Annotated in this window: 23 protein-coding genes and 1 pseudogene; 8 read left to right on the top strand and 16 right to left on the bottom strand. The window is 56.1% G+C overall.

Annotated features, from left to right (window positions below; translation table 11 throughout):
• Positions 1-156: 156 nt before the first annotated feature.
• On the bottom strand, positions 157-744 hold the full coding sequence (locus P346_RS13745) for a Yip1 family protein (protein WP_023312454.1): 588 nt from the start codon (positions 742-744) through the stop codon (positions 157-159).
• A 157-nt stretch (positions 745-901) separates the two neighbouring features.
• Here P346_RS13745 and P346_RS13740 point away from each other — a divergent pair, with 157 nt between their 5' ends.
• On the top strand, positions 902-1,474 hold the full coding sequence (locus tag P346_RS13740; RefSeq protein ID WP_032658928.1) for a DedA family protein: 573 nt from the start codon (positions 902-904) through the stop codon (positions 1,472-1,474).
• 99 nt (positions 1,475-1,573) lie between these two features.
• On the opposite strand, the gene P346_RS13735 is transcribed toward P346_RS13740, so the two are convergent.
• Positions 1,574-2,338 carry an SDR family oxidoreductase gene (locus tag P346_RS13735; protein WP_080750219.1) on the bottom strand — a complete coding sequence of 255 codons (765 nt, stop codon included), beginning with the start codon at positions 2,336-2,338 and terminating at the stop codon, positions 1,574-1,576.
• Positions 2,339-2,388: 50 nt separating this feature from the next.
• Positions 2,389-3,807: a multidrug resistance outer membrane protein MdtQ gene (gene mdtQ, locus P346_RS13730; RefSeq protein ID WP_032658931.1), complete on the bottom strand. Its 1,419-nt coding sequence runs from the start codon at positions 3,805-3,807 to the stop codon at positions 2,389-2,391.
• Positions 3,808-4,010: 203 nt separating this feature from the next.
• Here mdtQ and yohP point away from each other — a divergent pair, with 203 nt between their 5' ends.
• On the top strand, positions 4,011-4,094 hold the full coding sequence (gene yohP, locus P346_RS23725; protein ID WP_015572324.1) for a small membrane protein YohP: 84 nt from the start codon (positions 4,011-4,013) through the stop codon (positions 4,092-4,094).
• A 39-nt stretch (positions 4,095-4,133) separates the two neighbouring features.
• Here yohP and P346_RS13725 read toward each other — a convergent pair whose 3' ends face one another.
• The 6 genes and pseudogenes from P346_RS13725 to P346_RS13700 form a co-directional block, all read right to left on the bottom strand.
• Positions 4,134-5,528: a glycoside hydrolase family 1 protein gene (locus P346_RS13725; RefSeq protein ID WP_032658933.1), complete on the bottom strand. Its 1,395-nt coding sequence runs from the start codon at positions 5,526-5,528 to the stop codon at positions 4,134-4,136.
• Positions 5,529-5,540: 12 nt separating this feature from the next.
• A pseudogene (gene bglF / locus P346_RS13720) lies at positions 5,541-7,501 on the bottom strand (PTS beta-glucoside transporter subunit IIABC); the annotation flags it as partial.
• A gap of 30 nt (positions 7,502-7,531) precedes the next feature.
• Entirely contained in the window at positions 7,532-8,365 is an 834-nt protein-coding gene (gene licT, locus P346_RS13715; protein WP_032658940.1) for a BglG family transcription antiterminator LicT, read from the bottom strand.
• Between the two features lie 166 nt (positions 8,366-8,531).
• Positions 8,532-9,821: a carbohydrate porin gene (locus P346_RS13710; RefSeq protein ID WP_407044828.1), complete on the bottom strand. Its 1,290-nt coding sequence runs from the start codon at positions 9,819-9,821 to the stop codon at positions 8,532-8,534.
• Positions 9,822-10,179: 358 nt separating this feature from the next.
• Positions 10,180-11,112: a tRNA dihydrouridine(16) synthase DusC gene (dusC, locus tag P346_RS13705; RefSeq protein WP_032658946.1), complete on the bottom strand. Its 933-nt coding sequence runs from the start codon at positions 11,110-11,112 to the stop codon at positions 10,180-10,182.
• Between the two features lie 41 nt (positions 11,113-11,153).
• The gene (locus tag P346_RS13700) at positions 11,154-11,951 is read right to left on the bottom strand and encodes an AraC family transcriptional regulator (protein ID WP_032658948.1); all 798 of its coding nucleotides are present in this window, start codon (positions 11,949-11,951) and stop codon (positions 11,154-11,156) included.
• Between the two features lie 59 nt (positions 11,952-12,010).
• Between P346_RS13700 and P346_RS13695 the strand changes: the two genes are divergently transcribed.
• The 6 genes from P346_RS13695 to P346_RS13670 all read left to right on the top strand — a co-directional run bounded on the left by P346_RS13695 (position 12,011) and on the right by P346_RS13670 (position 17,363).
• Complete coding sequence (locus P346_RS13695; protein ID WP_032658951.1) at positions 12,011-12,721, top strand: type 1 glutamine amidotransferase; 711 nt, start codon at positions 12,011-12,013, stop codon at positions 12,719-12,721.
• Positions 12,722-12,905: 184 nt separating this feature from the next.
• Positions 12,906-13,301, top strand: coding sequence for a CidA/LrgA family protein (locus P346_RS13690; protein WP_023312463.1), 396 nt, complete (start codon positions 12,906-12,908; stop codon positions 13,299-13,301).
• Positions 13,298-13,993, top strand: a complete 696-nt coding sequence (locus P346_RS13685) for a CidB/LrgB family autolysis modulator (RefSeq protein ID WP_032658954.1) — start codon at positions 13,298-13,300, stop codon at positions 13,991-13,993. Before P346_RS13690 ends, P346_RS13685 begins: the two co-directional genes overlap by 4 nt.
• Positions 13,994-14,122: 129 nt before the next feature.
• A complete protein-coding gene (gene cdd / locus P346_RS13680; RefSeq protein ID WP_023312465.1) occupies positions 14,123-15,007 on the top strand; it encodes a cytidine deaminase in 885 nt (294 codons plus the stop codon).
• Between the two features lie 126 nt (positions 15,008-15,133).
• A complete protein-coding gene (sanA, locus tag P346_RS13675; RefSeq protein WP_008500918.1) occupies positions 15,134-15,850 on the top strand; it encodes an outer membrane permeability protein SanA in 717 nt (238 codons plus the stop codon).
• Between the two features lie 124 nt (positions 15,851-15,974).
• Positions 15,975-17,363, top strand: a complete 1,389-nt coding sequence (locus P346_RS13670) for a glutamine synthetase family protein (protein WP_032658957.1) — start codon at positions 15,975-15,977, stop codon at positions 17,361-17,363.
• A gap of 49 nt (positions 17,364-17,412) precedes the next feature.
• Here P346_RS13670 and mglC read toward each other — a convergent pair whose 3' ends face one another.
• From mglC to P346_RS13635, 7 genes are all read right to left on the bottom strand, one after another.
• Entirely contained in the window at positions 17,413-18,423 is a 1,011-nt protein-coding gene (mglC, locus tag P346_RS13665; RefSeq protein WP_008500921.1) for a galactose/methyl galactoside ABC transporter permease MglC, read from the bottom strand.
• Between the two features lie 15 nt (positions 18,424-18,438).
• Positions 18,439-19,959 carry a galactose/methyl galactoside ABC transporter ATP-binding protein MglA gene (mglA, locus tag P346_RS13660; RefSeq protein ID WP_032658961.1) on the bottom strand — a complete coding sequence of 507 codons (1,521 nt, stop codon included), beginning with the start codon at positions 19,957-19,959 and terminating at the stop codon, positions 18,439-18,441.
• Between the two features lie 79 nt (positions 19,960-20,038).
• Entirely contained in the window at positions 20,039-21,037 is a 999-nt protein-coding gene (gene mglB / locus P346_RS13655; RefSeq protein WP_023312468.1) for a galactose/glucose ABC transporter substrate-binding protein MglB, read from the bottom strand.
• Positions 21,038-21,332: 295 nt separating this feature from the next.
• Positions 21,333-22,355 carry an HTH-type transcriptional regulator GalS gene (galS, locus tag P346_RS13650; RefSeq protein WP_032658964.1) on the bottom strand — a complete coding sequence of 341 codons (1,023 nt, stop codon included), beginning with the start codon at positions 22,353-22,355 and terminating at the stop codon, positions 21,333-21,335.
• Positions 22,356-22,510: 155 nt separating this feature from the next.
• Positions 22,511-23,668 (bottom strand): DUF418 domain-containing protein YeiB, encoded by a 1,158-nt coding sequence (yeiB, locus tag P346_RS13645; RefSeq protein WP_032658966.1) that lies wholly within the window; start codon positions 23,666-23,668, stop codon positions 22,511-22,513.
• Between the two features lie 19 nt (positions 23,669-23,687).
• Positions 23,688-24,356, bottom strand: coding sequence for a GTP cyclohydrolase I FolE (folE, locus tag P346_RS13640; RefSeq protein ID WP_023312471.1), 669 nt, complete (start codon positions 24,354-24,356; stop codon positions 23,688-23,690).
• Positions 24,357-24,458: 102 nt separating this feature from the next.
• On the bottom strand, positions 24,459-25,607 hold the full coding sequence (locus tag P346_RS13635) for a YbfB/YjiJ family MFS transporter (RefSeq protein WP_032658970.1): 1,149 nt from the start codon (positions 25,605-25,607) through the stop codon (positions 24,459-24,461).
• Positions 25,608-25,683: the final 76 nt, after the last annotated feature.

The following is a 25,683-nucleotide window of genomic DNA, read 5'->3' on the forward strand; positions in this document are numbered from 1 at the left end:
TGATAATTATTCACGCACGTCATGACGTACACCGCCTGTATCAACGGATAAACACAGGCTGGCTTCGGCATCATAGCGGTCACCGGGCGTTGTCGCCAGCGGATAATCGTGAACAGATGCTGCATTGCTGGCATTTACGCCAGCAATGCAGTGAACTCAGAAGAGACGGTATCCATAACCCCAAAGAATAACCGTCAGCGCCAGTAGTGCCTCCAGCACCAGCACCCCAATAGCGAGCGTTGAACTGGAAAAACTCAGGCCCTCTTCTTTATTGATATTCAGGAAGGTTGGAACCCCCAGATACAGCAGATACCCGGTGTAAAAGAGGGCAATAGTACCGATCAGCGCGCACAGCCAGACCAGTGGATAAAGCGCAACAATACCGCTTAAGAACAGCGGGGTCGCGACATATCCGGCAAAGACCATACAGTGCGCCAGCGATGGACGCTGTGGGTAGTTACGCGCCATCCAGTGAATGACGCGCCCCATTACCGCGACACCCGCCAGCATCAGGCCATAAAAAACGATGGCCAGATAGAGCCCGGTAAACCAGGAAAGCTGAACCACGGTGCCATCACCGAAGTTCCAGCCGATTTGTGTTGTTCCGATAAAAGCGCATATTACCGGCACCGCAGCCATCAGCAGCACATGGTGCGTGTAATGATGCGAGACCGTTTCGTTCTCACTTTTGATGACATGCATTTCACGATCGGGATGGGAGAAAAGTCCCCAGACATGGTTCATAGCGCCCCCTTGTTGTCGGCCCGTCAGCGATACCTTAAGTATAATGCAGGCTTTAGATTATTTTCTGTACAGTGGGAAATTTCCGTTGATTTCCCCGCTGTTGATTCATGGGGTATATGATTAAACGAGGTACGCTGAGGGAGATAACATTTACGTAATGGATATTAACGCACTCATTGAACAATATGGCTATGCCGCGCTGGTCGTCGGTAGCGTGGCTGAAGGTGAAACCATCACGCTGTTAGGCGGCGTCGCCGCGCATCAGGGATTGCTGAAATTCCCGCTGGTCGTCGCAGCGGTCGCGCTCGGCGGAATGATTGGCGATCAGCTGCTCTACTTTCTCGGGCTGCGCTTCGGGCCCACGCTGCTTAAGCGTTTCGCAAAGCATCAGAAGAAAATCCGTCGTGCTCAACGGCTCATTCAACGTCATCCCTATCTGTTCGTCATCGGCACGCGCTTTATGTATGGCTTTCGCATTATCGGGCCGATACTGATTGGCGCCAGCCATCTGCCGCCAAAAATTTTCTTGCCGCTCAATGTTCTTGGTGCGATTGCCTGGGCGCTGATCTTTACGACGCTCGGCTACGTCGGGGGAGAAGTGATTGGCCCGTGGCTGCATAATCTCGACCAGCACCTGAAGCACTGGGCGTGGCTGATTCTGGTGGTGGTGGCGGTGATCGGGGTCAGGCTGTGGCTGAAGCATCGGGAAAAGACGCGGGATGAGGAGTAACCGGGTGCGGCCTGGTGCCCTCACCCCGGCCCTCTCCCAGAGGGAGAGGGGGTTTTTAGTTCCCTCTCCCTCTGGGAGAGGGTTAGGGTGGGGGGAAACTTAACCCTCCGGCTTAAACTGCGGGTTCGCCAGCATAAAACCCCCGTCGACAATAAACGATTGCCCCGTCGTGTAGCTGGCGTCGCTGTCGCACAGCCACGCGACCAGGCTGGCAATCTCTTTGGTGTGGCCCGGTCTTGCCAGCGGGATTTCCGGCATTGAGCCTTCCTTCACTTCGCTGTCGTCCATGTCGTTCATCGGTGTGGCAATGGCACCCGGCGCGACGGCGTTCACCAGAATGTTGTGCTTAACCAGTTCCATCGCCATGGATTTGGTTAACCCGCCGAGCGCGTGTTTTGCCGCGGTGTAGGCGCTGGCCTCCGGCAGCGGCGTGTGCTCGTGTACCGAGGTAATGTTCACAATCCGCCCTCCTTTCCCCTGCTTCACCATCTGCCGGGCGGCAATTTGTGAGCAGAGAAACGCGCCGTCCACGTCGACGGTAAAAATGTTCCGCCAGTCGTCAAACGGCATCTCAAGGAACGGCGCTTTGGTCATCGCACCCGCATTATTCACCAGCACGTCCAGCCTCCCAAAACGCGCAATCAGCGTTTCAATGGCCTTTGCGCCATCCGGCAGCGTGCTTAAATCAAGATGGATAGCCTCTGCGCGCTGCCCCTGCGCTTCAACTTCGCGGCAGGTTTCCAGCGCTCCTTTTTCATCGGAGTGCCAGGTGACGCCAATATCAAACCCGCGCTCTGCGAGCATCAGCGCCGTGGTTTTACCAATCCCGGAATCCGATGCGGTCACTATCGCTACTCTGGTCATACTCACCTCCTGAAAAACTGCAAAGAGGTAAGTATAGATAATGACCATTTTTAGCCATGATGATAGCCGCCGCCCAGCGCCGACGTCAGCTGCAGCGTGGCGTCGACATACTGGCCTTTTAGCAACAATCCGGCGAGGTCTTCCCTGAGGGCCGGTATTCTGGCTTCACTGACCCGCGAGCCCGCAACGATCCCCGCGCTGAAACGCGCCTGCGCCAGCGCCACAACCCGCGCCGCATCTTTTTCAACCTGCTGCTGATGGCGGTTTTTCACCGTCAGCGTTTCGACTTCACTGGCCGTGCGCGCCACCTGATTGACCGCTTCGACCACCGCTTTGTTGTAGTTCGCGACCGAGAGATTGTTCTGCGCCTGGGCGATATCCAGGCTGGCATTCAGCCTGCCGCTGTCAAAGATCGGCAGCGTAAGCCCGGCGGTCACGCCCATCTGCTGCGCTGAAGCGCGAAACAGATCGCTCAGATGGAGGGCATCCTGCTGTAAGAACGCCATCAGGTTCACGTCAGGATAGAAAGCCGCTCTGGCGGCGTCCACCTCGCTCATAGAGGCTTCGATATACCAGTGCGCCTCCTGAAGATCCGCACGGCGTGCCAGCAGTTCATAACCGAGCGTCGGCGGTAGCGCGGCGTCGACCGTCGGCAGCGCATGCCGCGTAAGCGTCACGGAGGAAGAATTCGTCAGCGCGACCAGACGCGCCTCTACGGCTTTCATCTTCCCGTTGACTTCTGCCAGCTGCTCTTCGGTTTTGTTGGCGTTGATATCGGTTTCCACCCCTTCCACGGACGAGGTGATCCCGTGCTGATACAGTTCGCGATCGGCACCAATGATGTTGTCCTGCTCATGTTTGATCTGCGCGAGAACCTCCCCCGCGGCGGCCTGAGTTTGCCACTCCCAGTAGAGCCGCGCCACGCTGCTGGCCAGCAGCTGGCGGGTTTGCTCCAGCTCCGCTTTTTGCGCATTCACTTTGCCAATCCGGGCCTCGACCCGGGCGCGATTTTTTCCCCACAGATCGAGCTCCCAGCCTGCGGTCAGGCCGAAGGTGCCGTTGGTGTACCACGGCCCGGTGGTGCCTGCAGCCGGGTCGGTAAGGGCAAAAGGCCCCATCAGCCCTTCGGCGGACATTTTCTGGCGTTCTGCATCGGCGGAAAAATCAATCTGCGGACCGTCAGCGGCCATTGCGGCTTTGGCCTGGGCTTCGGCAAGCGTAATGCGCTGACGGGCAATCTGCATATCCGGTGCATCGCTCAACGCTTTCGCAATCAGCCCGTTAAGCTGGGGATCGTTATACGCTTTCCACCACTCATTTTTCGGCCAGTCCTGATGATTCAGAACCGTATTCACCGACGCCGCAGCGGTTTGCGTTTTAATGGGAGATACCGTGGCATGTTCAGGCGCACAGGCTGCCAGAATAAAAGCGAAGGGAGCACTCAGAGATAAAATAAGAGAACGTTTCATTACGCCATACACTCAAAAAATAAAGGCGCACGTTACGCTCGATATCGTTCATTTTTTTAGTAACGCGTGGCAATCCGCAAATTGTCATACATTTTAATACCCGGAAATTTATTCCCAAAGAAAATGATTAAATCCAATGCATTCACGCCAAATATAAATACGCTGCTACACTTATTCAGGACATACATGAGCGGGAGAAAGGAATGAAAATATTACTGTGGGTAATTTTAATTATATTTCTGATAGGGCTCTTAGTGGTCACCGGCGTATTCAAGATGATTTTCTGATCTATTTGCCCGGCTCTGCGCCGGGCAACGTTCCTGATATCAGACTTTCAGCGAAGCCCCTTTCGTCGCAATCACCTCTTTATACCAGTAGAAACTTTTCTTACGGCTGCGCGCCAGCGTGCCTTTTCCGCTGTCATCGCGATCGACGTAAATAAAGCCGTAGCGCTTAGAGAGTTCAGCTTTAGACGCGCTCACCAGGTCGATTGGCCCCCAGCTGGTATAGCCCATTACCTCAACGCCGTCTTCAATCGCTTCACGTACCTGCACCAGGTGGTCGTTAAGGTAGCTGATGCGATAGTCATCCTGCACCACGCCGTCCGCATCCGGTTTATCCTTCGCCCCCAGGCCATTTTCCACGATAAACAACGGCTTCTGATAGCGATCCCAGAGCACGTTTAACAGGGTACGCAGGCCGATGGGGTCAATCTGCCAGCCCCATTCGGAACTTGCCAGATGCGGGTTAGGCACCATGCTCAGGATGTTGCCGCGCGCCTGCTGGTTGAGGGCCTCATCCGCGGTGACGCAGCCCGTCATGTAGTAGCTGAACGAGATAAAATCGACGGTCGATTTCAGCGCCTCGCGGTCGGCATCCGTTACCTCAAGCTGAATACCGTTGTCGCGGAAAAAGCGCTGCATATAGCCCGGGTAGGCGCCACGGCACTGCACGTCGCCAAAGAATTGCCACGCGCGGTTTTCCTGCAGCGTCTCCAGGACATCTTCCGGCTTGCAGGTCAGCGGATACATCAGGCCGCCCAGCAGCATGTTGCCGATTCTGGCATCCGGGATAATCTCGTGGCAGGCCTTCACGGCCAGCGCGCTGGCCACCAGCTGGTGATGGATCGCCTGATACACCTCCCCTTTGCTGCTGGTTTCCGGCAGGCCCACGCCGGTCATCGGCGCGTGCAGAGACATATTAATCTCGTTGAAGGTCAGCCAGAGCTTCACTTTCTCCCTGTAGCGCGCAAACACGGTACGGGCGTAGCGCTCGAAGAACCCAATGGTCTGGCGACTGCCCCACCCGCCGTACTGCTTCACCAGCCCCCACGGCATTTCGTAGTGCGACAGCGTCACCAGCGGAGTAATGCTGTGCGCGGCCAGCTCGTCAAACAGCCGGTCGTAAAACGCCAGCCCCGCTTCGTTAGGCTGCTGCTCGTCGCCGTTCGGAAAAATGCGGGTCCAGGCAATGGAGACGCGCAGGCAGCTAAAGCCCATCTCAGCGAACAGTTTGATGTCTTCCGGGTAGCGGTGATAGAAGTCGATGGCGACATCCTTGATGCCGCTGTCGCCCGCCACGCGCTCAACCACCGGGCCGAAGACACCCTGCGGCTGAACGTCTGAGGTGGACAGCCCTTTGCCATCCTCCAGATACGCGCCTTCTACCTGATTCGCGGCAACCGCGCCGCCCCATAAAAAATCGTCCGGGAAAGTTTTCATCACGTTCTCCTGTTATTGATGGCTTACGCTGAGCAGCGGTGCACCGGCGTTGACGGACGTTGCCGCCACGGTCGCCACCTCGCGATACTCGTCGCTGTTACTGATAATGATCGGGGTCGCCAGGTCGTATCCGGCATCGATAATCGCCTGTCGGTCAAACTCCAGCAGCAGGTCGCCCGGCTGCACCCTGTCGCCCACCTTCACGTGGGCGGTAAACGGCCTGCCGTCGAGCTTCACGGTGTCGATACCCACGTGGATTAACACTTCAATCCCGCTGTCGCTGAGCAGGCCGATGGCGTGTTTGGTCTGGAAAAGAGAGGCCACAACGCCGGCAAACGGGGCAACCACCCTGTTGTCAGAGGGGATAATCGCGGCACCGCTGCCCAGCAGGCCGCTGGCAAAGGTGGTATCCGGCACCTGGTCGAGCGCCAGAACGGTGCCGGTCATCGGTGCCAGCACATCGTTTTCACCCGCTGGCGCAACCGCCTCGGACGTTGAGCGTGCCGGCATGCCCGCCGCCAGCGTCAGGACGCAGCTCAGCACCAGCGCCACTGCGGTGCCGATCACGCCGCCCCACAGCGTGGCGTTTACCCCACCCGGCGGAATCATCTGGGCGATGGTAAAGACGTTGGCAAAGCCAAAGGAGTAAACGTGGGTGTCGCTGAAGCCGACAATCGCCCCGCCGATTGCCCCCGCCACGCAGCCGAAAATAAACGGTCTGCGCAGCGGCAGGTTTACGCCATACACTGCGGGTTCGGTGATGCCGAAAATTCCTGCCGTTACGGACGACCCGGCCAGCATTTTTTGACGCGCATCGCGGGTACGCAGGAAGATCCCCAGCGCGGCCCCCACCTGACCAAACACCGCGGGCAATAGCATTGGCAGCATGGAGTCATGCCCCAGCACCGCCAGGTTGTTAATCATCAGCGGCACCAGCCCCCAGTGCAGGCCAAAAATAACGCAGACCTGCCACAGCGCGCCCATCGCCGCGCCCGCCAGCCACGGTGCCAGAACGTAAATACTCTGATAGCCGTTGGCCAGCAGCTGGCTCAGCCAGGTCGCCAGCGGCCCGATAACAAGGAAGGTCAGCGGCACGGTTAATCCTAAGCAGATCAGCGGCGCGAAGAAGTTTTTCATCGAGGAAGGCAGCAGCCTGGTGCTCTGTTTTTCCAGCCAGCAGCTGACCCACGAGGCGAGAATAATCGGGATCACCGACGAACTGTAGTTAAACCAGGTGACGGGAATGCCCAAAAAGGCGTCCGATACCGCCCCCGGCTGCTGGCTGGCGTTAAACGCCGCAATCATCATCGGATGGGTGAGCGCCCCGCCGATCACCATGGTAATAAACGGGTTGCCGCCGAATTTTTTCCCGGCGGTATAGCCCAGCACCAGCGGGAAGAAGAAGAACAGCGCGTCGCTGGCGGCGAACCAGATTTTATAGGTGCCGCTCTCAGTGCTGAGCCAGCCGCACACCACCGCCAGGGCCAGCAGTCCTTTCAGAATACCGGACGCGGCCAGAATGCCGATAAACGGGGTGAAGATCCCGGAGACGATGTCGATCAGGCGACCCAGCAGGTTGCCCTTGTCGCCCTTCTCTTCCACGGCTGGCGCGTCATCGGTAAGGCCTGCCTCATTGCGCACCGCCTGCCAGACGTCGTGAACGTGGTTGCCAATCACCACCTGGAACTGGCCGCCGCTTTCGACCACCATGATCACGCCCGGGTTTTTCTTCAGCCCTTCCGCATCAGCCCGTTGGTTTTCTTTCAGTTTGAAGCGAAGCCGGGTCGCGCAGTGTACAAGACTGACGATGTTCTCTTTTCCGCCAACGTGGCCGAGAATATCCTTCGCTAAAGCCTGGTATTCCATCTCGATTTCCTTACATCCGATGCCTGCAGGCACCTGTTGACTGAGTACAAAAAATAAAAAAACCCGAGAACGTCCTTCTTACGAAGGCCGCGCTCAGGTTTTGCCTGCGTGTTGCAGTAACAATCCTGTTTTGAGGCTTAACGCCCCTCTTTTCTCACCCGCTCGATATGAATGGCGAGGAACATAATTTCTTCGGTCGTCAGCTCACGCTGATAGCTTTTGTTCAGGTGCTGAGCGATTTTCTCTGCGCATTTCCACGCTTTCGCGTAGTTGTCTTTTACTGCCGTATGCAGCGAGACGTCGTCATCTTCCACCACCGTGCGGGTGAGCATCCGCTGGGCAAAAAACTTCAGATGCGTGACAAAACGCTGATAGCTGAGCGAGTCTTCATCGTACTCAAGCTGCAGCTGATACTTCACCAGCTGCAGGATCTCCTGCATCACCCGCGTCACGTGCATCACTTCCGGCATTTCGCTGTTCAGCTGCGCGGTGACCAGATGCAGCGCGATAAACCCGGCCTCATCCTCCTCCAGTTCGACGTTAAGGCGTCTGGCAATAATGGCCCGCGCCTCCTGCCCTAATTCGAACTCCTTCGGATACAGCCGTTTAATATCCCACAGCAGCACGTTTTTGATGGCCAGCCCGTTCTTCTGCCGCTCAATCGCAAAGTAGCAGTGATCGGTGAGGGTGATATACAAACTCTCCTGCAGCTTGCCCAGCCGCTGCGCCGCCAGCCCGATAATGCGGTCGCAGGTGGTCATTACCTCCAGCGGAATTTGACTCAGCAGCTCCCCAAGTCGACGCACCAGTTCATCGCTTTGTAACGCAAACACCTTTTCAACCAACGCGGTATCCAGCGCTTCGCCGACGCGCTTCTGAAAGGCCAGCCCGCGGCCCATCACCACCTGTTCGCGCCCGCGCTCATCCTGAACAACCACCACGTTATTATTGAGTATCTTGGCGATTTTCATCTGAACCCCAGAAACAAAAAAACCTGACCTCCGGCAGATGCCAGAAAATCAGGTTTTGCCTGCCTAAGCAGTAACAATCCAGTTCTGGCACTTTATCAGTTTCATTCGTAGCCTCAATGCGTCACGCATCAGAAACGTGACGCGGATCGAACTTGCTACGCTGATATCAGAAGCTCACCACCGTTTTCAGCTCGGTAACCCAGGCATCCTGGGTGCGACTGACCCCGCCGGGATGGTGCCAGTACTGAATGCCCGGCTGCAGTTCAAGCCACGGCACGGGACGAAAACGGTAGTAAAACTCGCCGTTCAGGGAATGGCCCGGCACCGGGTGATACGCCGGACTGGTGTAATCGCTAACGCCGCTCAGGCTGTTCAGGTAACGCTGATTGCGGGCGTACTGGCTGCTCATATCAATCCACGTTAAGCCAAAGCCAATCCAGTCTTCCGGCCGCGCATCAAACAGCCCGCGGTAGCGCAGCGAGGCGGCGTAAACCTGGTGCATGTAGTTAGTGCTCTGATCCGCAAGGCTCATGCTGAAAGAGGTGCTCAACCCGCGATTCGGGTCATCCTGATGCTGCGTAAGCTGCTGGTTTAGCCCGGCGTACATAAACCAGGTTCGGCTGTGCGTTTCAAACCCGTCCGGGTCCGTCGCGCCCGCCCCGCCGGATTTTCCGCGGTAGAGATCGGTTTGCGGCGCGTTGGTAAACACCACGCCCAGGTTGTACGCGCCCGGCAGGCCGTTAACCAGCGGACGCGCTTCGATTTCAACCGGCAGCAAGACCCCTTTGCTGCCCTTCGTCGACCAGCTCCAGGCGTGGCTGCGGCTGGAGGCGTCAGGATTTTGCTCCATCACGCCGCCTTTTAAGGTGACGGCTGGCGTGAGCTTATACTCCAGCGTGGTGCCCCAGGTATGAACGTTCCAGTTGTTCCAGGTCAGCGAGTTGGCTGACTTCCCGCCGCACTGCGACAGCAGCTGGAAATCACAGGGGATAATTTGATCGAAGGTTTGAACCTTGTTCATCATCCCGATGCGCCAGGTCAGACGCCGGTCGTCAAAGCTGCGGGCAAAGGTCAGCCAGCCCAGACGGGTAATCGACTGTCCGCCCCAGCTCTCTTGGGTCAGATCGTTAAAGTTGACGCGAGGGTCCTGCACGCGTTTGGTGGTGAGGTCGTCATTGTGGTTACGGTTGACGATGTTCCCCTCGATACGCGCATCCGGAATACCGGTCCAGCGCTCCAGGTCCTGGTTGAAGGTCAGCGCAAACTGATCAATATAGGCCACGTGGGAGTCGTGGTTATATCCGCCACCGCCGTTCCAGCCAATTTCATTCAGATATCCGAGGTTATAGGTAAAACCGTTATCGTTAAGGATTTTACGTATGCCGAGCATTTCGCCCAGAACAGGCTCCGGCGGAGCTTCAAAACCTAATACCGTTCCATTCCAGTCCTGCGCCATCGACAGCGGGGATATCGCCAATAAGGCGAACGCATAGAGTTTATTTTTATATGCCATGATAACAACCTGTGCTTGAGTATTGAGTGCGTAACCGGCCGCAGGAAATTTTTTTATTTCCTGTCGATATTTCATTTTTTAAAATCAGTAAAAAGCGCTAAGCCAAATGTCTCTCCTGCGTAAACGACAGGCAAAAAAAAACCTAAGCGCTCCACAGCGAGAAAGCTGTGAAACGCTTAGGTTTTGCCTGTTAACCAGTAACAATCCTGCGTTGAAAACAGTGGCACCTTAACACCGTCGCGCCACGTTGAAAACCTGAACTGTTTTCAGGTTTAAAAAAGTGTGAGCAATTTAACGCTTATTATTTGGACTGAATCACCCGGGCAATATCAGACGAAGTCTGTAATGTCCGAATCTCCTGAAATAATCCCAGCGCTTCATCGTACTCTTTGCGTAAATAACTCAGCCACTGTTTAATTCGCGCGACGTGATACAACCCGGTGTCGCCCTGCTTTTCCAGACGGCTGTATTTTTGCAGCAGCGTAACGACGTCTGCCCACGGCATCCGCGGCTCGTTATATTTCACTACCCGGCTAAGGTTCGGCACATTCAGGGCGCCGCGACCGATCATCACCGCATCGCAGCCGGTGGCCTTCAGACAGGCCTGCGCGCTCTCGTAATCCCAGATTTCACCGTTGGCGATGACCGGAATGGTGAGGCGCTTGCGGATCTCGCCGATCGCCTGCCAGTTGATGCGCTCGGCCTTGTAGCCATCGTCTTTGGTGCGGCCATGCACCACCAGCTCGGTGGCCCCGGCCTGCTGCACCGCATCGGCGATTTCAAACTGCCGCGCGTCGCTGTCCCACCCCAGGCGCACCTTCACCGTCACCGGCAAATGCGAAGGCACGGCCTCACGCATGGCCTTCGCGCCGCGGTAAATCAGCTCAGGATCTTTCAGCAAGGTCGCCCCGCCGCCGCTGCCGTTAACCAGCTTCGACGGACAGCCGCAGTTGAGATCCACCCCGTAAGAGCCCAGCTCAACCGCGCGGGCGGCGTTTTCCGCCAGCCATTCGGGGTACTGGCCGAGCAGCTGAATACGCACCAGCGTGCCGGAAGAGGTCCGGCTCTGGTTGTGCAGCTCGGGACACAGGCGGAAGAAGGATTTTACCGGCAACAACATATCGACCACGCGCAGAAACTCCGTCACGCAGAGATCGTAATCGTTCACCTCGGTCAGAAGCTCGCGCACGAGGGAGTCGAGCACGCCTTCCATTGGGGCCAGTAAAACACGCATAGCAGTACCTGTGAAAAAAGACGCGCTATAGTAGCCGCTCTCTATATCGCTGGGAAGCGCTTCTGTTCAGGGAAAAAGTCAGCCGGCGTTGCCCCGACAATGGCGCGAAACGCCGCCGCAAATGCTGACGGGCCAGAAAACCCCAGCATCCAGGCCACCTGCTTAACCGGGTATCCGTTTGCGAGCAGGTCCAGCGAGGCACAAATCCTTGCGCGCTGTCGCCAGGCCCGAAAGCTAAAGCCGGTATCTTTGATAAACGCGCGTGAGAATGTGCGTTCAGACATCGCGGCCTGTTCCGCCAGCCTTTCCATAGAAACGTCCCAGAGATTGCTGGCAATGATGTCGCAGGCGACGCGATGTAACCGCTCATCCACGGGCATCGGTAGTTCGGCCGAAATCTGCTGCGCCTCGCTGAGGATGTCGAGCAGCAAAACGGCCATGCTGCGCTGGCTTGCCGACCGGTATTCCGCGCTGAACAGCCCGGCAATCAGCTCTTTGAACAACGCTGTCGCCATAATCACGTGAACCTCTTCTTTCCGTTTAAAAGGCTCGCATTGCGATATCAGCGCGGGGCTAAACCAGACCGCGCGGAGCTCCGTTGCGGATAACACGCTGTAGGTGTGCTCCTGAAAGGGAGGTATCCACAGCGCGCGCTGCGGCGGTATGACCCAACGCTTATTGCCGGTTTCGACCAGCATCACCCCTTTGATAGCAAACAAAAGCTGCCCCTGTGAATGCCGGTGAGGCGGATCCACTTCGCCGCGCGCATAGCTAATTGCCCCTCTGGACCATCCGATAGCGTCGTCGTGAATTGGCGTTTTATCGATAACGGTTGGCATTTCACATTCCTCCCTTCCTCTTATGATGCTGCTTGTACACGTAACCGGAGAGAGACGCAATGCACATTCATTTTATCATTCATGAACATTTCGAAGCGCCAGGCGCCTATGAAATCTGGGGGAAAAACCGCGGCTGTAGCCTGAGCTACTCCAGAGTTTATCAGGGCGATCCGTTACCCGAGGATCTGCAGAGCACGGACATGCTTATCATCATGGGAGGTCCGCAGTCACCTGCCACCACGCTTAAGGAGTGCCCCTGGTTTGATGCGCAGGCGGAAAAGGCACTCATCAGCCGCGCAATAGGGGCGGGTAAAACGGTGATTGGCGTTTGTCTGGGCTCGCAGCTTATCGGTGAAGCGCTGGGCGCAGCGTTTTGTCCTAGCCCGGAAAAAGAGATCGGCAAATTTCCAGTCAGGCTCACAGAGGCAGGCAAGGCGAACCCGCTGTTTGAGGATTTTGGCCACGAGCAGAGCGTCGGTCACTGGCATAACGACATGCCAGGGTTGACGCCGCAGGCTAAGGTGCTGGCTTACAGCGAGGGCTGTCCCCGTCAGATCGTGCAATATGGCGAACGGGTTTACGGTTTTCAGTGCCATATGGAACTGACGCCGGAGGTCGTTGAGTTGCTGATTGAACATTCGCAGAACGATCTCCGCCGCGCGGCTGAATTTCGTTTTGTCGAAACGGCGGAAAAACTTCGCTCGCATGATTATCGCGAAATGAATCAGGTGCTGTTTTCTTTTCTCGATAAACTGACCGCCTCGCGCTGATGCACTCTCTGGCTCGTCATTTCGCCACCGCGCTCCCTTTCCTCTAAACTGTAGCCTGCCCCTGTGCGGTGATACCGGACGTTCCATTCTGGAATGTCTGGTATGCTCAAAATTCATGATGTGATCCGTGGCACATTTTTAGGTTTAATTGTATGATGAATGCGTTTCAGCAAGGACTATCACCATGAGCAAATCATTGAACATTATCTGGCAATATCTGCGCGCATTCGTCCTGATATACGCCTGCCTCTATGCAGGGATTTTCATCGCGTCGCTGCTGCCCATCGTCATTCCCGGCAGCATTATCGGTATGCTGATCCTCTTTGTTTTGCTGGCGCTGCAAATCCTGCCCGCAAAATGGGTCAACCCCGGCTGCTTCGTCCTCATTCGCTATATGGCGCTGCTTTTCGTGCCTATCGGCGTCGGGGTTATGCAGTATTTTGATTTGCTCAAGGCCCAGTTCGGCCCAATTGTGGTCTCCTGCGCGGTCAGCACGCTGGTGGTTTTCCTGGTGGTGAGCTGGAGTTCGCATCTGGTGCATGGCGAACGTAACGTGGTCGGGGAGAAAACAAAAAAATGATGGCTAATATCTGGTGGTCGCTGCCGTTAACCCTGGCGGTATTCTTCGCCGCGCGCAAACTTGCCGCACGTTTCAAAATGCCGTTGCTGAACCCGCTGCTGGTGGCGATGGTGGTCATTATTCCGTTCCTGCTGCTCACCGGCATTCCCTACGAACGCTACTTTGCCGGCAGCAAAATTTTAAACGACCTGCTGCAGCCTGCCGTTGTGGCGCTCGCCTTTCCTTTATATGAGCAGCTCCATCAGATCCGCGCCCGCTGGAAATCCATCATTACCATCTGTTTTGTGGGCAGCGTGGTGGCGATGATCACCGGCACGTCGGTAGCGCTGTTGATGGGGGCCTCCCCACAGATTGCCGCCTCTATTCTGCCTAAATCGGTGACCACGCCTATCGCGATGGCTGTGGGTGGCAGCCTTGGCGGGATCCCGGCCATCAGCGCGATGTGCGTCATTTTCGTCGGTATACTCGGCGCAGTGTTTGGTCACACCCTGCTGAACGGCATGCGTATTCATACGAAAGCGGCACGGGGACTGTCGATGGGAACCGCCTCCCACGCCCTGGGCACTGCACGCTGTGCTGAGCTGGACTATCAGGAAGGGGCGTTTAGCTCGCTGGCGCTGGTGATCTGCGGGATTATCACTTCCCTGCTGGCCCCGTTCATTTTCCCGCTGATTCTGGCGGTGATGGGCTAAAATTTGCGATGCGTCGCGCAAATTTCATTTTGATTTCATAAGTTGCATACATAATGAGAAGTGGATCACATATAAAGCCCTGACGGCTCCGTAAACTACCGATCCATTAACCTTTATGAGGCAAACGCCATGCACCCACGTTTTCAAGCTGCTTTCGCCCAGCTTGCAGAGAATTTGCAGTCAGCCCTGGCTCCCGTTCTGGCAGATGCACACTTCCCCGCCCTGCTGACCGCGGAGCAGGTCACGATGCTGAAACAGGCAACGGGGCTGGACGAAGACGCGCTGGCTTTCGCACTGCTTCCTCTGGCTGCCGCCTGCGCGCGGGCCGATCTCTCCCACTTTAACGTCGGGGCCATTGCGCGCGGCGTCAGCGGCACCTGGTACTTCGGCGGCAATATGGAGTTCCTGGGCGCGACCATGCAGCAAACGGTCCACGCCGAGCAGAGCGCCATCAGCCACGCCTGGCTGCGCGGTGAAAAAGCCCTGAGCGCCATTACCGTTAACTACACCCCTTGCGGCCACTGCCGTCAGTTTATGAACGAGCTGAACAGCGGGCTGCAGCTGCGCATCAACCTGCCGGGCCGCGCGCCGCACACGCTGGGGGATTATCTGCCTGACGCCTTCGGCCCGAAAGATCTGGAGATCAAAACGCTGCTGATGGACGATCAGGACCACGGTTACGCCCTGTCCGGCGATGATCTGAGCCAGGCGGCCATTCGCGCGGCGAACAAAAGCCACACGCCGTACAGCAAATCCCCGAGCGGCGTGGCGCTGCAGTGCCGCGATGGCCGGATCTTTAGCGGCAGCTACGCGGAAAATGCCGCGTTTAACCCAACCCTGCCTCCGCTGCAGGGCGCGCTTAACCTGCTCAGCCTGAACGGCTATGACTATCCGGACATTCAGCGCGCTATCCTGGCAGAAATTGCCGATGCGCCGCTGATCCAGTGGGATGCGACCGCCGCGACGCTTAAAGCGTTAGGTTGCACGACGATTGACCGCGTACTGCTTGCGTAATCCTTCCGGCGGGCAGAAATGCCCGCCAGTTTGCTGAAAAACCCCTCAGTTGAGTCGCTGTTTCTTGCGCTAACCAGGCGGGTAAAGTAGCCTGAGTTAAATTTCATCCACGAACGAGCCATCTCCATGTTAAAGCGCGTTTTTTACAGCCTGTCTGTCCTGGTCGGCATACTGCTGTTGATCGTGCTGGGTCTCGACCGCTGGATGAGCTGGAAAACCGCCCCCTACATCTTTGATGACCTGCAGGACCTGCCCTATCGTCAGGTTGGCGTGGTCCTCGGCACCGCCAAGTATTACCGCACCGGCGTCATTAACCAGTATTACCGTTACCGCATTCAGGGCGCGCTGAACGCCTACAACAGCGGGAAGGTAAACTACCTTCTGCTGAGCGGGGATAACGCCCTGCAAAGCTACAATGAACCGGTGACGATGCGGAAGGACCTGATTGCGGCGGGCGTGGACCCTGCCGATATCGTGCTCGACTACGCCGGATTCCGCACCCTGGACTCCATCGTGCGCACGCGCAAAGTCTTCGACACCAACGACTTCATCATCATCACCCAGCGCTTCCACTGCGAACGCGCGCTGTTTATCGCGCTGCATATGGGCATTCAGGCGCAGTGTTACGCGGTGCCGTCGCCAAAAGATATGCTGAGCGTGCGCGTCCGCGAGTTCGGCGCGCGTTTTGGCGCGCTGGCAGACCTGTATATTTTCAAACGCGAACCGCGCTTTTTAGGCCCGCTGGTGCCGATTCCGGCGATGCATGAAGTACCGGAAGACGCGCAGGGTTACCCGGCCGTCACGCCCGAACAGCTGCTTGATATGCAGAAAAAAGAGAAATAACAGGACCGCCTTTATACTTTCTTTACGCCGGGCCTGACGCTTTTTATCCCCCCTTTACGCCGGCTCTTTTAAGCTGAGTTCACTGCCGCTACGGCTTCATTGAAGAATGACTATGAACTCGATAATGAATGCGTTTTTCCTCAAAAGTCTCCGTCCGTATTTTAACTTTCCCGGTTTATCACTTCCTGGCGCACTCAATTCCGGTCTCTGGCTTGATGAAAAAATTGATGCCCTGCAGCACAACATTTCAGTGGAAGTGGCAGATTATCTGGAACGTTACCCGCAGACGAAACATGTAGACGTTTACCTGAACGACATCAACGGCACGATGCGCGGCAAGCGTCTGTCGGTGGAGAGCATGCTGACCCTGGAAAAAGGCTGTTATTTTCCCCTTTCGGTCTACTCGATGGATCAGAAAGGAAAAATCGCCGCCCCGCTGCATGATGAGCCGGACCGACTCTGCGTTCCGGTCGCTGGCTCCCTGTGCCCCTCTCCGCAAGATCCGCAGCACAACGCGCAGATCCTGCTGACGATGAAAGACAGCGACGACACCCCCTGCCCGCTTGAGCCGCGCGTGATACTGCAGAACGTGCTGGCCCGATTCCACCAGCACGGCCTCTTCCCGGTGATTGCCCCGGAAATCGAATTCTATCTGACGGGGCATGACGATCGGGATCCGCAAAATCAGGGCTGTTTTCACATGGATACTACGACAGCCCACGCGGCGCTGTTTGACGAGCTGGAACAGCTGGCGCACCTGCAGCGCATCCCGCTGTCCGGGATCGTGGCGGAGGCCGAGTCCGGACAGTACGAATTAAACCTGAAGCACAGCCATCGCGTCGTTGAGGTTTGCGATAACGTGCTGGCGCTTCGTCGCTTGACCCGATACGTTGCCGAAAAGCACGGCCTGCAGGCTAACTTTATGGCTAAGCCTTTCAGCCAGCTGTCCGGCAGCGGCCTGCACTTCCATTTCAGCCTGAACAATCGTCACGGCGAAAACGTTTTTGCTTCCCCGGTGGACGCGCTTAACAGCATGATGCGTTTGTGCATCGCGGGGCAGCTGGCGCTGATGCCTGCCTCCGTCGCCATTCTTGCGCCGGGCGTTAACGCGTTTCGTCGCCTGCGTAAAAACCTGACGGAACCCGTATTTAACTCCTGGGGCTATAACACCCGTTCCGCCGCTTTGCGTATTCCCTGCTCGGATGACCACAACCGTCGCATCGAATACCGGCTGGCGGGGGCCGATGCCAATCCGTATCTGGTGGCAGCCACTATCCTGACCGGCATGCTGTACGGGCTGGAAAACATCGACGAGGAGGATTTGCCCGAACCGCAGCACGATCGTCCCGAGCTGCCGCTGTTTCAGCAGGAGGCGATTGAGACCTTTGCCCGCTGTCAGTACCTCACCGACAGCCTGGGCGACGCCTTTTCCGAACAGTGGGTCGCCTGCAAGCTCTCTGAACTCGACTGGTTTGAGCGCATCGTGACCCGAGAGGAGTTACAGCTGGCATAAGTCATAAAAAAGCCCGCTCGATGAGCGGGCCGGATAACGCGAGGAGCAATTACTTCTTGCGCGCGTACTTCAGTGAATCCAGCGCAACCGCGAAGATAATGATGGCGCCTTTGATGATGTACTGCCAGTACGGGTTCACGCCGATATAGGTCAACCCGTAGTTGATGACGGTGAAGATGATCACACCGGTCACCACGCCCAGTACCGTACCCACACCGCCGCTGAAGGAGACGCCGCCCACCACGCAGGCTGCGATCGCATCCAGCTCGTACATGAAGCCAAGGTTGTTGGTTGCAGAGCCGATACGGCCCGCTTCCAGCATCCCGCCGAAGGCGTAGAACACGCCGGACAGGGCATAAATGATGAGCAGGTTCAGGGCAACGTTCACGCCGGAAACTTTCGCCGCTTCCGGGTTACCGCCGATAGCGAAGATGTTTTTACCAAAGCGCGTTTTGTTCCACAGGATCCAGACGAAGGCCACCGCAATCAGCGCATAGAAGGTGATATACGACAGGCGGAAGCTGCCCAGCGCGATGAACCCTTGCGTAAAGGTCGAGAAGCCGCTGTCAAAACCCGAGATTGGGGAAGCACCGACAAAGTCGTAGTACAGGGAGTTGATACCGTAAACGATGATCATCGTACCCAGCGTGGTGATAAACGGCGTCACGTTCAGGTAGGCGATAATGATACCGTTGATCAGACCAATCACCGCACCGATGGCGCAGACAATCAGGATCACCACGAAAATCGGCATGGTGGCCATTTCCGGGAAGACCTTGTTGGCGTTTTCCATTGACTGCAGCAGGGTTGCCGCGATAACCGCCGCCAGACCCACCTGACGACCGGCAGAAAGGTCCGTCCCCTGGGTTACGATCAGGCCCGCCACGCCCAGCGCAATGATAATACGCACGGAGGACTGGGTCAGAATGTTACTCAGGTTCAGCAGGCTTAAGAACGTAGGGTCCTGGAAAATGATGATAGCCAGCAGTACTAAAAGAACAACGTAAATACCGCCTTCTTTCAGGTAAGTGAGAAAACTTTTTTTATTTAACGCACTCATGAGGAGCCCCTGATCTTAAAGGTGCAAAGACGCAAGACGCAAAATTTCGTTTTGCGTTGTCGTTTTGGTGTCAACAATACCGGCAACGAGACCATTGCTCATAACCAGAATACGATCCGTGATCCCTAACAATTCCGGCATTTCGGAAGAAATAATAATGATCCCTTTATTCTTTTTCGCCAGCTCGGCAATCAGCTGATAAATTTCAAACTTCGCGCCGACGTCAATACCGCGGGTCGGTTCATCCAGCATCAGAATTTCTGGCTGGGTTAATAACCAACGTCCGATAATGACTTTCTGCTGGTTACCGCCCGAAAGCGAACCAATTTGGGTGCGGTGTCCCGGCGTTTTCACGCGCATGGAGTCAATAACCCATTGGGTATCGCTCTTCATGCGGGAGTTATCCAGCAGTCCGACTTTGTTTTTGTAATTGCGAATGTTAGAAATTAACGAGTTAAAGTTAATATCCAGATAGGCATAAATACCGGTCGAACGACGCTCTTCCGTCACCAGCGCAAAACCATTATTAATGGCTTCGTTGGCGTTGTGGTTATTGATTTTCTTTCCGTGCAGCGTAATGGTGCCTTGAGCTTTTTCACGGATACCGAACAGGGTTTCCACGATATCGGTGCGTTTTGCGCCGACCAGACCGGCAATCCCCAGGATTTCACCCTTGTGCAGGTCGAAGGAGACATCGCGAATAGACGGCTGGCGTAACGAGGTCAGATTGCGCACTTCCAGGATCACTTCGCCCGGCTTGTTTTCTTTGTCCGGGAAGCGCTGGTTCAGGGAACGGCCGACCATCATGGCGATGATCTTGTCCATGTCCAGCCCTTCCAGCGGCTGCGTGGCAATCCACTGACCGTCGCGCAGGATGGTGATCTCATCGCACAGCTGGAAGATCTCTTCCATTTTGTGGGAGATATACACAATGCCGCAGCCGCGATCTTTTAGCTTACGAATAATGGTAAAAAGGTGATTAACCTCTTTTTCCGTTAATGACGATGTCGGTTCGTCCATGATGACGATTTTCGCATCATAGGAGAACGCTTTGGCGATTTCGATCATCTGCATCTGGGAGACGGATAATGTTCCCACGCGGGCGCGCGGATCGATATCAATATCCAGCTCGTCGAAAATCGCTTTGGTGTCGCGATACATTTTTTCCTGATCGACAAAGACACCCTTGGTTGGATAACGCCCCAACCACATGTTATCCATGACTGAACGCTGCAGCACCAGGTTTAATTCCTGGTGAACCATCGAGATACCGTTTTCCAGTGCTTCTTTCGCTGAATGGAAATCGATCTCTTTCCCCTGAAAAAGAATGCTGCCAGAATCTTTTTGATAGATCCCAAAAAGACATTTTAATAATGTTGATTTACCCGCACCGTTCTCCCCCATCAGGGCATGAATAGAGTGAGGACGAACTTTTAAATTAACATTATCGAGTGCCTTAACGCCGGGAAATGACTTGTTGATACCGCTCATTTCCAACAGGTATTCACCGGATGACTGAGTATTTGTGCTGACCATAATTATACCTTGTTGGCCTCGCATATCGCGTTATAAAAGGGCGCAACGAATTGCGCCCAGTGGAGACAGTACCGCTAACTTATTTACCGATAAACTCAGCCAGGTTGGACTGGTCTACGCCCACGTAAGGTACGCGAACGATTTTGTTTTCAATTTTCCAGCTGGTGCCATCAGCCGCACCTTTGCCATCGGCCAGGTTTTTCGCCAGATCGAAGGTGGCTTTCGCCTGGTTGTTGGCATCGTTCAGAACGGTACCGGCCATCGCACCGGATTTAACCAGCGCCAGCGCTTCAGGCAGTGCATCTACGCCGAACACAGGAATGGAGGATTTGTTGTGTGCTTTCAGCGCTTCTACCGCACCCATTGCCATCGCATCGTTGTTGGCGATAACCACTTCGATTTTGTTCGCGTTAGGGCCGGACAGCCACGCGTCCATCTTATCTTTCGCCTGAGCGGTATCCCACATCGCGGTATCTAACGCCAGCTGCTGGGTTTTCAGACCCTTGTCGTTCAGCTCTTTGATAACGTAAGTGGTACGGGCTTCAGCATCCGGGTGGCCGGGTTCGCCTTTCAGCAGCACGAACTGAATCTGACCGTCTTTGTTCAGGTCCCAGTTCGGGTTCGCCGCCCAGTGTTTGGCGATCAGATCGCCCTGAATAATACCGGACTCTTTGGAGTCGGTACCGACGTAATACGCTTTGTCGTAGCTATCCAGCGCTTTACGGGAAGGTTCTTTGTTGAAGAAGACGATTGGCACGTTCTGGCCGCGCGCTTTTTCAATAACCGTGCCTGCTGCAGCCGGGTCGACCAGGTTGATAGCCAGGGCTTTCACGCCTTTCGCCAGCAGAACGTCGATCTGGTCGTTCTGTTTGGACTGGTCGTTCTGGGAGTCGTTCATCAGCAGCTGAACGTCTGGCGCTGCTTTCGCATCTTTCTCAATCGCTTTACGCACAACAGACATGAAGTTGTCGTCGTATTTATAGATGGTCACACCAATACGGGTATCCGCAGCGTGCGCTGCTGCACCAAAAAGCATGCTTGCCATTACGGCAGACAGGGTCAACACCTTCTTATTCATGGTATCTCCGGTTTTTTTTATGCAGGGTAGTTCTTGTGAATAACGATCGGCGGGCAGGTGTTAATAAAACGTTACTGACAGCCGAAGTTCACTTATAAAATTTCTATCTTCCGTGTTCGGTAACGCTCCAGAAATGCGTTTTATTCGTTGTTTGCGGCACATTGGCTATAGTGAAAGTGAATAATCACCGTTACATAGCGTTTCAGCCCCTAAAACGCTGACATCATAGTCAGCGCCTTGTTAAGATACTGTGAATTTACTCACAGATTGAAAACGGTTACATCACCTCACGTAATCAGTTAGTGATCGGAACCACAATTTGCCGGGCCGCGACGGAGTGCCGACGCACTAAAGTCGGCATGAAACAGTGCGTTGCGCCCGGATCCAGCAGCCCTGCAGCCCCCTGTAACGCCAGCTCAGTCGCCAGTTTCGCCATAGAAGCAATGGGGTAGCGCACCGTGGTCAGCTGCGGGTCGGTGTAACGGGCAATCGGAATATCATCAAAACCAATGAGTGATAAATGCTGTGGCACCGCAATGCCGTTATCTTTCAGCGCCGTCAGGGCGCCTGCCGCCATGCTGTCGTTGTAGGCAAACACCGCAGAGAGCTGCAGGTTGCGGCCCAGCAGCTCGACCATTGCCGCCTCACCGCCCTGCATGTCCGGCGTACCGGTGCCCGTCCAGCTTTCTGACGGCGTAATGCCGTGCTCTTTCAGGGCGTTTTGCCACCCCTCGCGCCGCAGGTCGTCATCTTCAATATGATGGCTGGAGGCCAGATAACCGATCCGCTGATGCCCGTTGTTGATGAGCATTTTCGTTGCCATCATCGCGCCGCTGACGTTATCCAGCCCGACGCAGCGGTGGGCATAGCCGGGGACAATGCGGTTGATCAACACCATGCCCGGGATCTGATCCATAAAGCCGGTTAGCTCTTCATCGCTCAAGGCTTTTGAGTGTACAATCAAGGCGTTACAGCGCTGGCGGATCAGCACTTCGATGGCATGGCGCTCTTTTTCCGCCTCATGATAGCTATTGCCGATCAGGACGTACTTCTGATGCTGCTGGGCGACCACGTCGACCGCTTTGACCAGCGCGCCGAAAAAGGCATCTGATACATCCATCACCACCACGCCGATGGTGTCGCTGACCTGCGTCGCAAGCGCCTGCGCATTGGCATTTGGCCGGTACCCGAGCTGGGTCACGGCTTTCATTACGGTTTCACGGGTTTCAGGGCTGACCAGCGCGCTATTGTTCAGCACGCGCGAGACGGTAGCCACAGAAACGCCCGCCTGACGGGCGACGTCACGAATGGTGATCATATTCACCATCCTTCAAAGGATTGCAGCAACTCACAGACACCCCCTGTGTTTAGCAAGGTGGCTATTTTGGCAGCGAGAGAAAGGGGACTACGTGAAGAAGCTCACACTCATGAAAACGCTTACATCCGTTTTGTTAATGATTGTGATCCAGATCGTTATCTGGATGTGTTCCTCAATGATACCCCTGAAGCATGTGCGGTTAACTGACGCCACACCCACTCCAGCGGTCCCTGGCGGAAATAGCGTAGCCAGAGAACAGAAAACGCCAGGTTAATCACCCAGACCGGAATAACAAACGCCAGCAGCGTGAGGCGGTCGAATTTCATAAACAGGCCAAAGCGATAGAAAAGCGTGGTGCATATCAGCGTTTGCAGGAGGTAATTGCTCAACGCCATGCGGCCCACGCAGGCGATAGCGCTGACGATCCACAGGCGGGAAAGCGTTGGCCAGAATCCATAGATCAATGACGCGTAGCCGATGGTCTGGAACGGTGCGCTCAGCTCGCGCGGCACCTGGAGCAGGAACGCGCACCAGCGGTAATCCCAGTGGATGTGCCACTGCGTGATTATGGCCGGGAGGTTAATCAGCACGCCGATCAGCACCAGCCCGACACCCGTTCGCCGATAGTGACGCAGGCTAAACTCCCCTTTCAGCCAGCCGGTGCGCATCAGTGACGCGCCCATCAGCATCATGCCCGCCAGCTGCCAGCCGTATTGCGCGCCCAGCGCAAGGAGGTTATCCCCCAGCATATCCGCGCGGTTGCTTATCGCTTCCGTACCGCCCTTCAGCTTCCAGTACTGTTCGTACTGCAGGTTAGCGGCATCCGGGATCCAGGAACGGTTCGTCGCCTCGCCGGAGATCATCCCCAGCAGCAGCAATACGGCAAGCCCCATGACATAGAGCATCACGCCGGTGTTAAACAGGCTTTTTACGCTGTGCGCATCGCGAATCAGACGCCAGCAGATCAGCCCGACTAACCCATACGCGAGAAGAATATCGCCGTCCCAGAAGAACAGGCCGTGGATAAAGCCGAGGAGAACCAGCAGCGTCAGGCGCGACTGGATCCAGCGCGTACCGCGTTTGAGGAGGAGTTGCAGACCAGCGCCAAACAGCAGGGCAAACAGCGTGAGGAATTTAACCTGCGCGAAGAGATCGAGGACAGCCCAGGTCCAGGCATCACTGCGCGTGATGTCGCCATACCAGGCAGGATTGAGATAAGCCGCCTTCGGCAGGCCGAAGGCGCTGATATTAAGCAGCAGGATACCGAGAATGGCGACGCCGCGAACAAAATCGAGCGTGACGTTTCGCTCCATGGTTCCTGCCCTGTAAGACTTAGTTGTGGTGACGTACGGCGCGCAGGAACTCCTGGCGGGTATTCTGGCTCGATTTAAACAGGCCGCCCAGCGACGTGGTGGTCGTTGCACTGGTCGCATCACGCACGCCGCGCGCCTTCACGCAGTAGTGAACCGCGTCGATAGAGACGGCTACGTTATTGGTGCCCAGCAGCGTTTGCAGCGCGGTCAGGATCTGCTGCGTCAGACGCTCCTGCACCTGCGGACGCTGAGCAAAGAACTGCACGATGCGGTTGATCTTCGACAGGCCAATCACCGTATCTTTTGGGATATACGCCACGGTCGCTTTACCGTCGATGGTCACAAAATGGTGTTCGCAGGTGCTGGTCAGCGTGATATCGCGTACCGTCACCATCTCATCCACTTTCATCTTGTTTTCAATGACGGTGATTTTCGGGAAGTTGGCGTAATCCAGCCCGGAGAAAATTTCGTCGACGTACATTTTCGCGATGCGGTGCGGCGTCTCCATCAGACTGTCGTCACTCAGATCGAGATTCAGCAGCTCCATGATCTCGGTCATATGACCGGCAATCAGACGCTTGCGGGTTTCATTGTCCAAATCCTGTACGGGCGGACGCAGTGGCGTTTCAAGACCGCGCGCAACCAGGGCTTCGTGGACCAGGGCAGCTTCTTTACTGAGTGATGACATTTTGTTCTCCTGCAGGTGTGGCGTCTTTTGCCCTCGTTGTGGCAAAAGTATGCGCTCATTGTGCGTGAGGCGGCGCACATAATCCAGTATTCACGACGATAATTATTGCAATTGCTGTTGCCTTTCAGCGCGACGATTCCAGACCAGGGCTCCACCGACGAACAGCGCAACGCCCGCCAGCCCCAGCGCGGGCTCCAGCCGGTGGGTAAGCCAGGTTGATAACGCCGAGGTCATCGGGCCAATCAATTGCCCAATCGCATACCCGGTGGTGAGCAGGCCTGCCATATAGCGCGTGTGGTTTGGCGCCAGCTCGCGGCCGTATAAAAGCGAGAGCTGCACGGCACACAAAAAGCCGCCGCCCACCAGCAGCCCGCCCGTCAGCAAACCGCCAATCCCCGGCAGCAGCCAGGCTGCCAGCACGCCAGCCCCCTGTAACCACAGCACGATAGCCAACCTGCGGTTAGCCGTTGAGGTGTGGCGTAAAAGAATACTGAGCGCAATGCCCACCACGGCGGCGATACCAAAAATCGGCCAGACAAACTGGGCGAACAGGCTGCCGGGAAAACGCACCGCCGCCATTTGCGACAGGAATGTCGCCGGGAGGATATAACCAAACCCGGCCAGGCTGTAGCTCCAGACCAGGCGCTTTAAATCCGCCGTCAGCACCAGCGGCTCCGGCGCGGTGCCGGGGCGATGGAGCTGCCCGGATCGCGGAAGGTAGCGCGCCACCAGCGCAATCAGCACCAGCGCCAGCACGCCGTAGATTTGCCATGCTGCCCCAGCCGAAAGGGATTTCGCCTGAATATAGACGGCGAGCAGCCCGCTCAGGGCAATGCCCGCCCCCGGTCCGGCAAACACCGCAGCGCTCAGGCCCGGTTTACCCAGCTGCCCCAGCCGTTCGTTGGTCCAGGCGGCAATAAGAACCATCGACCAGCCGCTCATGCAGCCAATCACGAAGCGCAGCAGGCCGTGCACGACGGCGTTATCCGCCGCCGCGGAGAGCAGCGTCAGCGCAACCGCGCCGGTAATGCCAAGCCAGAGGCGCGTTTCCACAAAGCGGTGCGCGCGCATGGCATCCCATGCGCCCACCAGATAGCCCAGATAGTTCATCGCCGCGACCAGACCCGCGCTGGTCAGCGTAAGCTGCCCGGCAGCAATCATGAGCGGCACCTGAGGCGTAAAGGCAAAGCGCCCTATCCCCATCGCCACCACCAGAACAACAAACCCACTGAGCGCAATACGCAGCGCCATGACGGCTCCAATTGTTAAAGAAAAGTAAATTTATGATGCAGCATCTCGCCGTCTGGCGAAAGTGAAAGTTACTCAC

Source organism: Enterobacter sp. DC1 (assembly GCF_000568075.1).
In the GTDB taxonomy this organism is placed as follows: Bacteria; Pseudomonadota; Gammaproteobacteria; order Enterobacterales; family Enterobacteriaceae; genus Enterobacter; species Enterobacter asburiae.

What these genes read in the sequence shown, in the direction of transcription:
- galS (WP_032658964.1), bottom strand. Translation starts at nt 22,355, where the DNA reads ATGATCACCATTCGTGACGTCGCCCGTCAGGCGGGCGTTTCTGTGGCT.
- licT (WP_032658940.1), bottom strand. Translation starts at nt 8,365, where the DNA reads ATGAAAATCGCCAAGATACTCAATAATAACGTGGTGGTTGTTCAGGAT.
- P346_RS13700 (WP_032658948.1), bottom strand. Translation starts at nt 11,951, where the DNA reads ATGCCAACCGTTATCGATAAAACGCCAATTCACGACGACGCTATCGGA.
- mglB (WP_023312468.1), bottom strand. Translation starts at nt 21,037, where the DNA reads ATGAATAAGAAGGTGTTGACCCTGTCTGCCGTAATGGCAAGCATGCTT.
- P346_RS13735 (WP_080750219.1), bottom strand. Translation starts at nt 2,338, where the DNA reads ATGACCAGAGTAGCGATAGTGACCGCATCGGATTCCGGGATTGGTAAA.
- mglA (WP_032658961.1), bottom strand. Translation starts at nt 19,959, where the DNA reads ATGGTCAGCACAAATACTCAGTCATCCGGTGAATACCTGTTGGAAATG.
- yeiB (WP_032658966.1), bottom strand. Translation starts at nt 23,668, where the DNA reads ATGGAGCGAAACGTCACGCTCGATTTTGTTCGCGGCGTCGCCATTCTC.
- P346_RS13710 (WP_407044828.1), bottom strand. Translation starts at nt 9,821, where the DNA reads ATGGCGCAGGACTGGAATGGAACGGTATTAGGTTTTGAAGCTCCGCCG.
- P346_RS13725 (WP_032658933.1), bottom strand. Translation starts at nt 5,528, where the DNA reads ATGAAAACTTTCCCGGACGATTTTTTATGGGGCGGCGCGGTTGCCGCG.
- dusC (WP_032658946.1), bottom strand. Translation starts at nt 11,112, where the DNA reads ATGCGTGTTTTACTGGCCCCAATGGAAGGCGTGCTCGACTCCCTCGTG.
- P346_RS13745 (WP_023312454.1), bottom strand. Translation starts at nt 744, where the DNA reads ATGAACCATGTCTGGGGACTTTTCTCCCATCCCGATCGTGAAATGCAT.
- P346_RS13670 (WP_032658957.1), top strand. Translation starts at nt 15,975, where the DNA reads ATGAATGCGTTTTTCCTCAAAAGTCTCCGTCCGTATTTTAACTTTCCC.
- mglC (WP_008500921.1), bottom strand. Translation starts at nt 18,423, where the DNA reads ATGAGTGCGTTAAATAAAAAAAGTTTTCTCACTTACCTGAAAGAAGGC.
- P346_RS13740 (WP_032658928.1), top strand. Translation starts at nt 902, where the DNA reads ATGGATATTAACGCACTCATTGAACAATATGGCTATGCCGCGCTGGTC.
- P346_RS13695 (WP_032658951.1), top strand. Translation starts at nt 12,011, where the DNA reads ATGCACATTCATTTTATCATTCATGAACATTTCGAAGCGCCAGGCGCC.
- mdtQ (WP_032658931.1), bottom strand. Translation starts at nt 3,807, where the DNA reads ATGAAACGTTCTCTTATTTTATCTCTGAGTGCTCCCTTCGCTTTTATT.
- P346_RS13690 (WP_023312463.1), top strand. Translation starts at nt 12,906, where the DNA reads ATGAGCAAATCATTGAACATTATCTGGCAATATCTGCGCGCATTCGTC.
- P346_RS13685 (WP_032658954.1), top strand. Translation starts at nt 13,298, where the DNA reads ATGATGGCTAATATCTGGTGGTCGCTGCCGTTAACCCTGGCGGTATTC.
- cdd (WP_023312465.1), top strand. Translation starts at nt 14,123, where the DNA reads ATGCACCCACGTTTTCAAGCTGCTTTCGCCCAGCTTGCAGAGAATTTG.
- P346_RS13635 (WP_032658970.1), bottom strand. Translation starts at nt 25,607, where the DNA reads ATGGCGCTGCGTATTGCGCTCAGTGGGTTTGTTGTTCTGGTGGTGGCG.
- yohP (WP_015572324.1), top strand. Translation starts at nt 4,011, where the DNA reads ATGAAAATATTACTGTGGGTAATTTTAATTATATTTCTGATAGGGCTC.
- folE (WP_023312471.1), bottom strand. Translation starts at nt 24,356, where the DNA reads ATGTCATCACTCAGTAAAGAAGCTGCCCTGGTCCACGAAGCCCTGGTT.
- sanA (WP_008500918.1), top strand. Translation starts at nt 15,134, where the DNA reads ATGTTAAAGCGCGTTTTTTACAGCCTGTCTGTCCTGGTCGGCATACTG.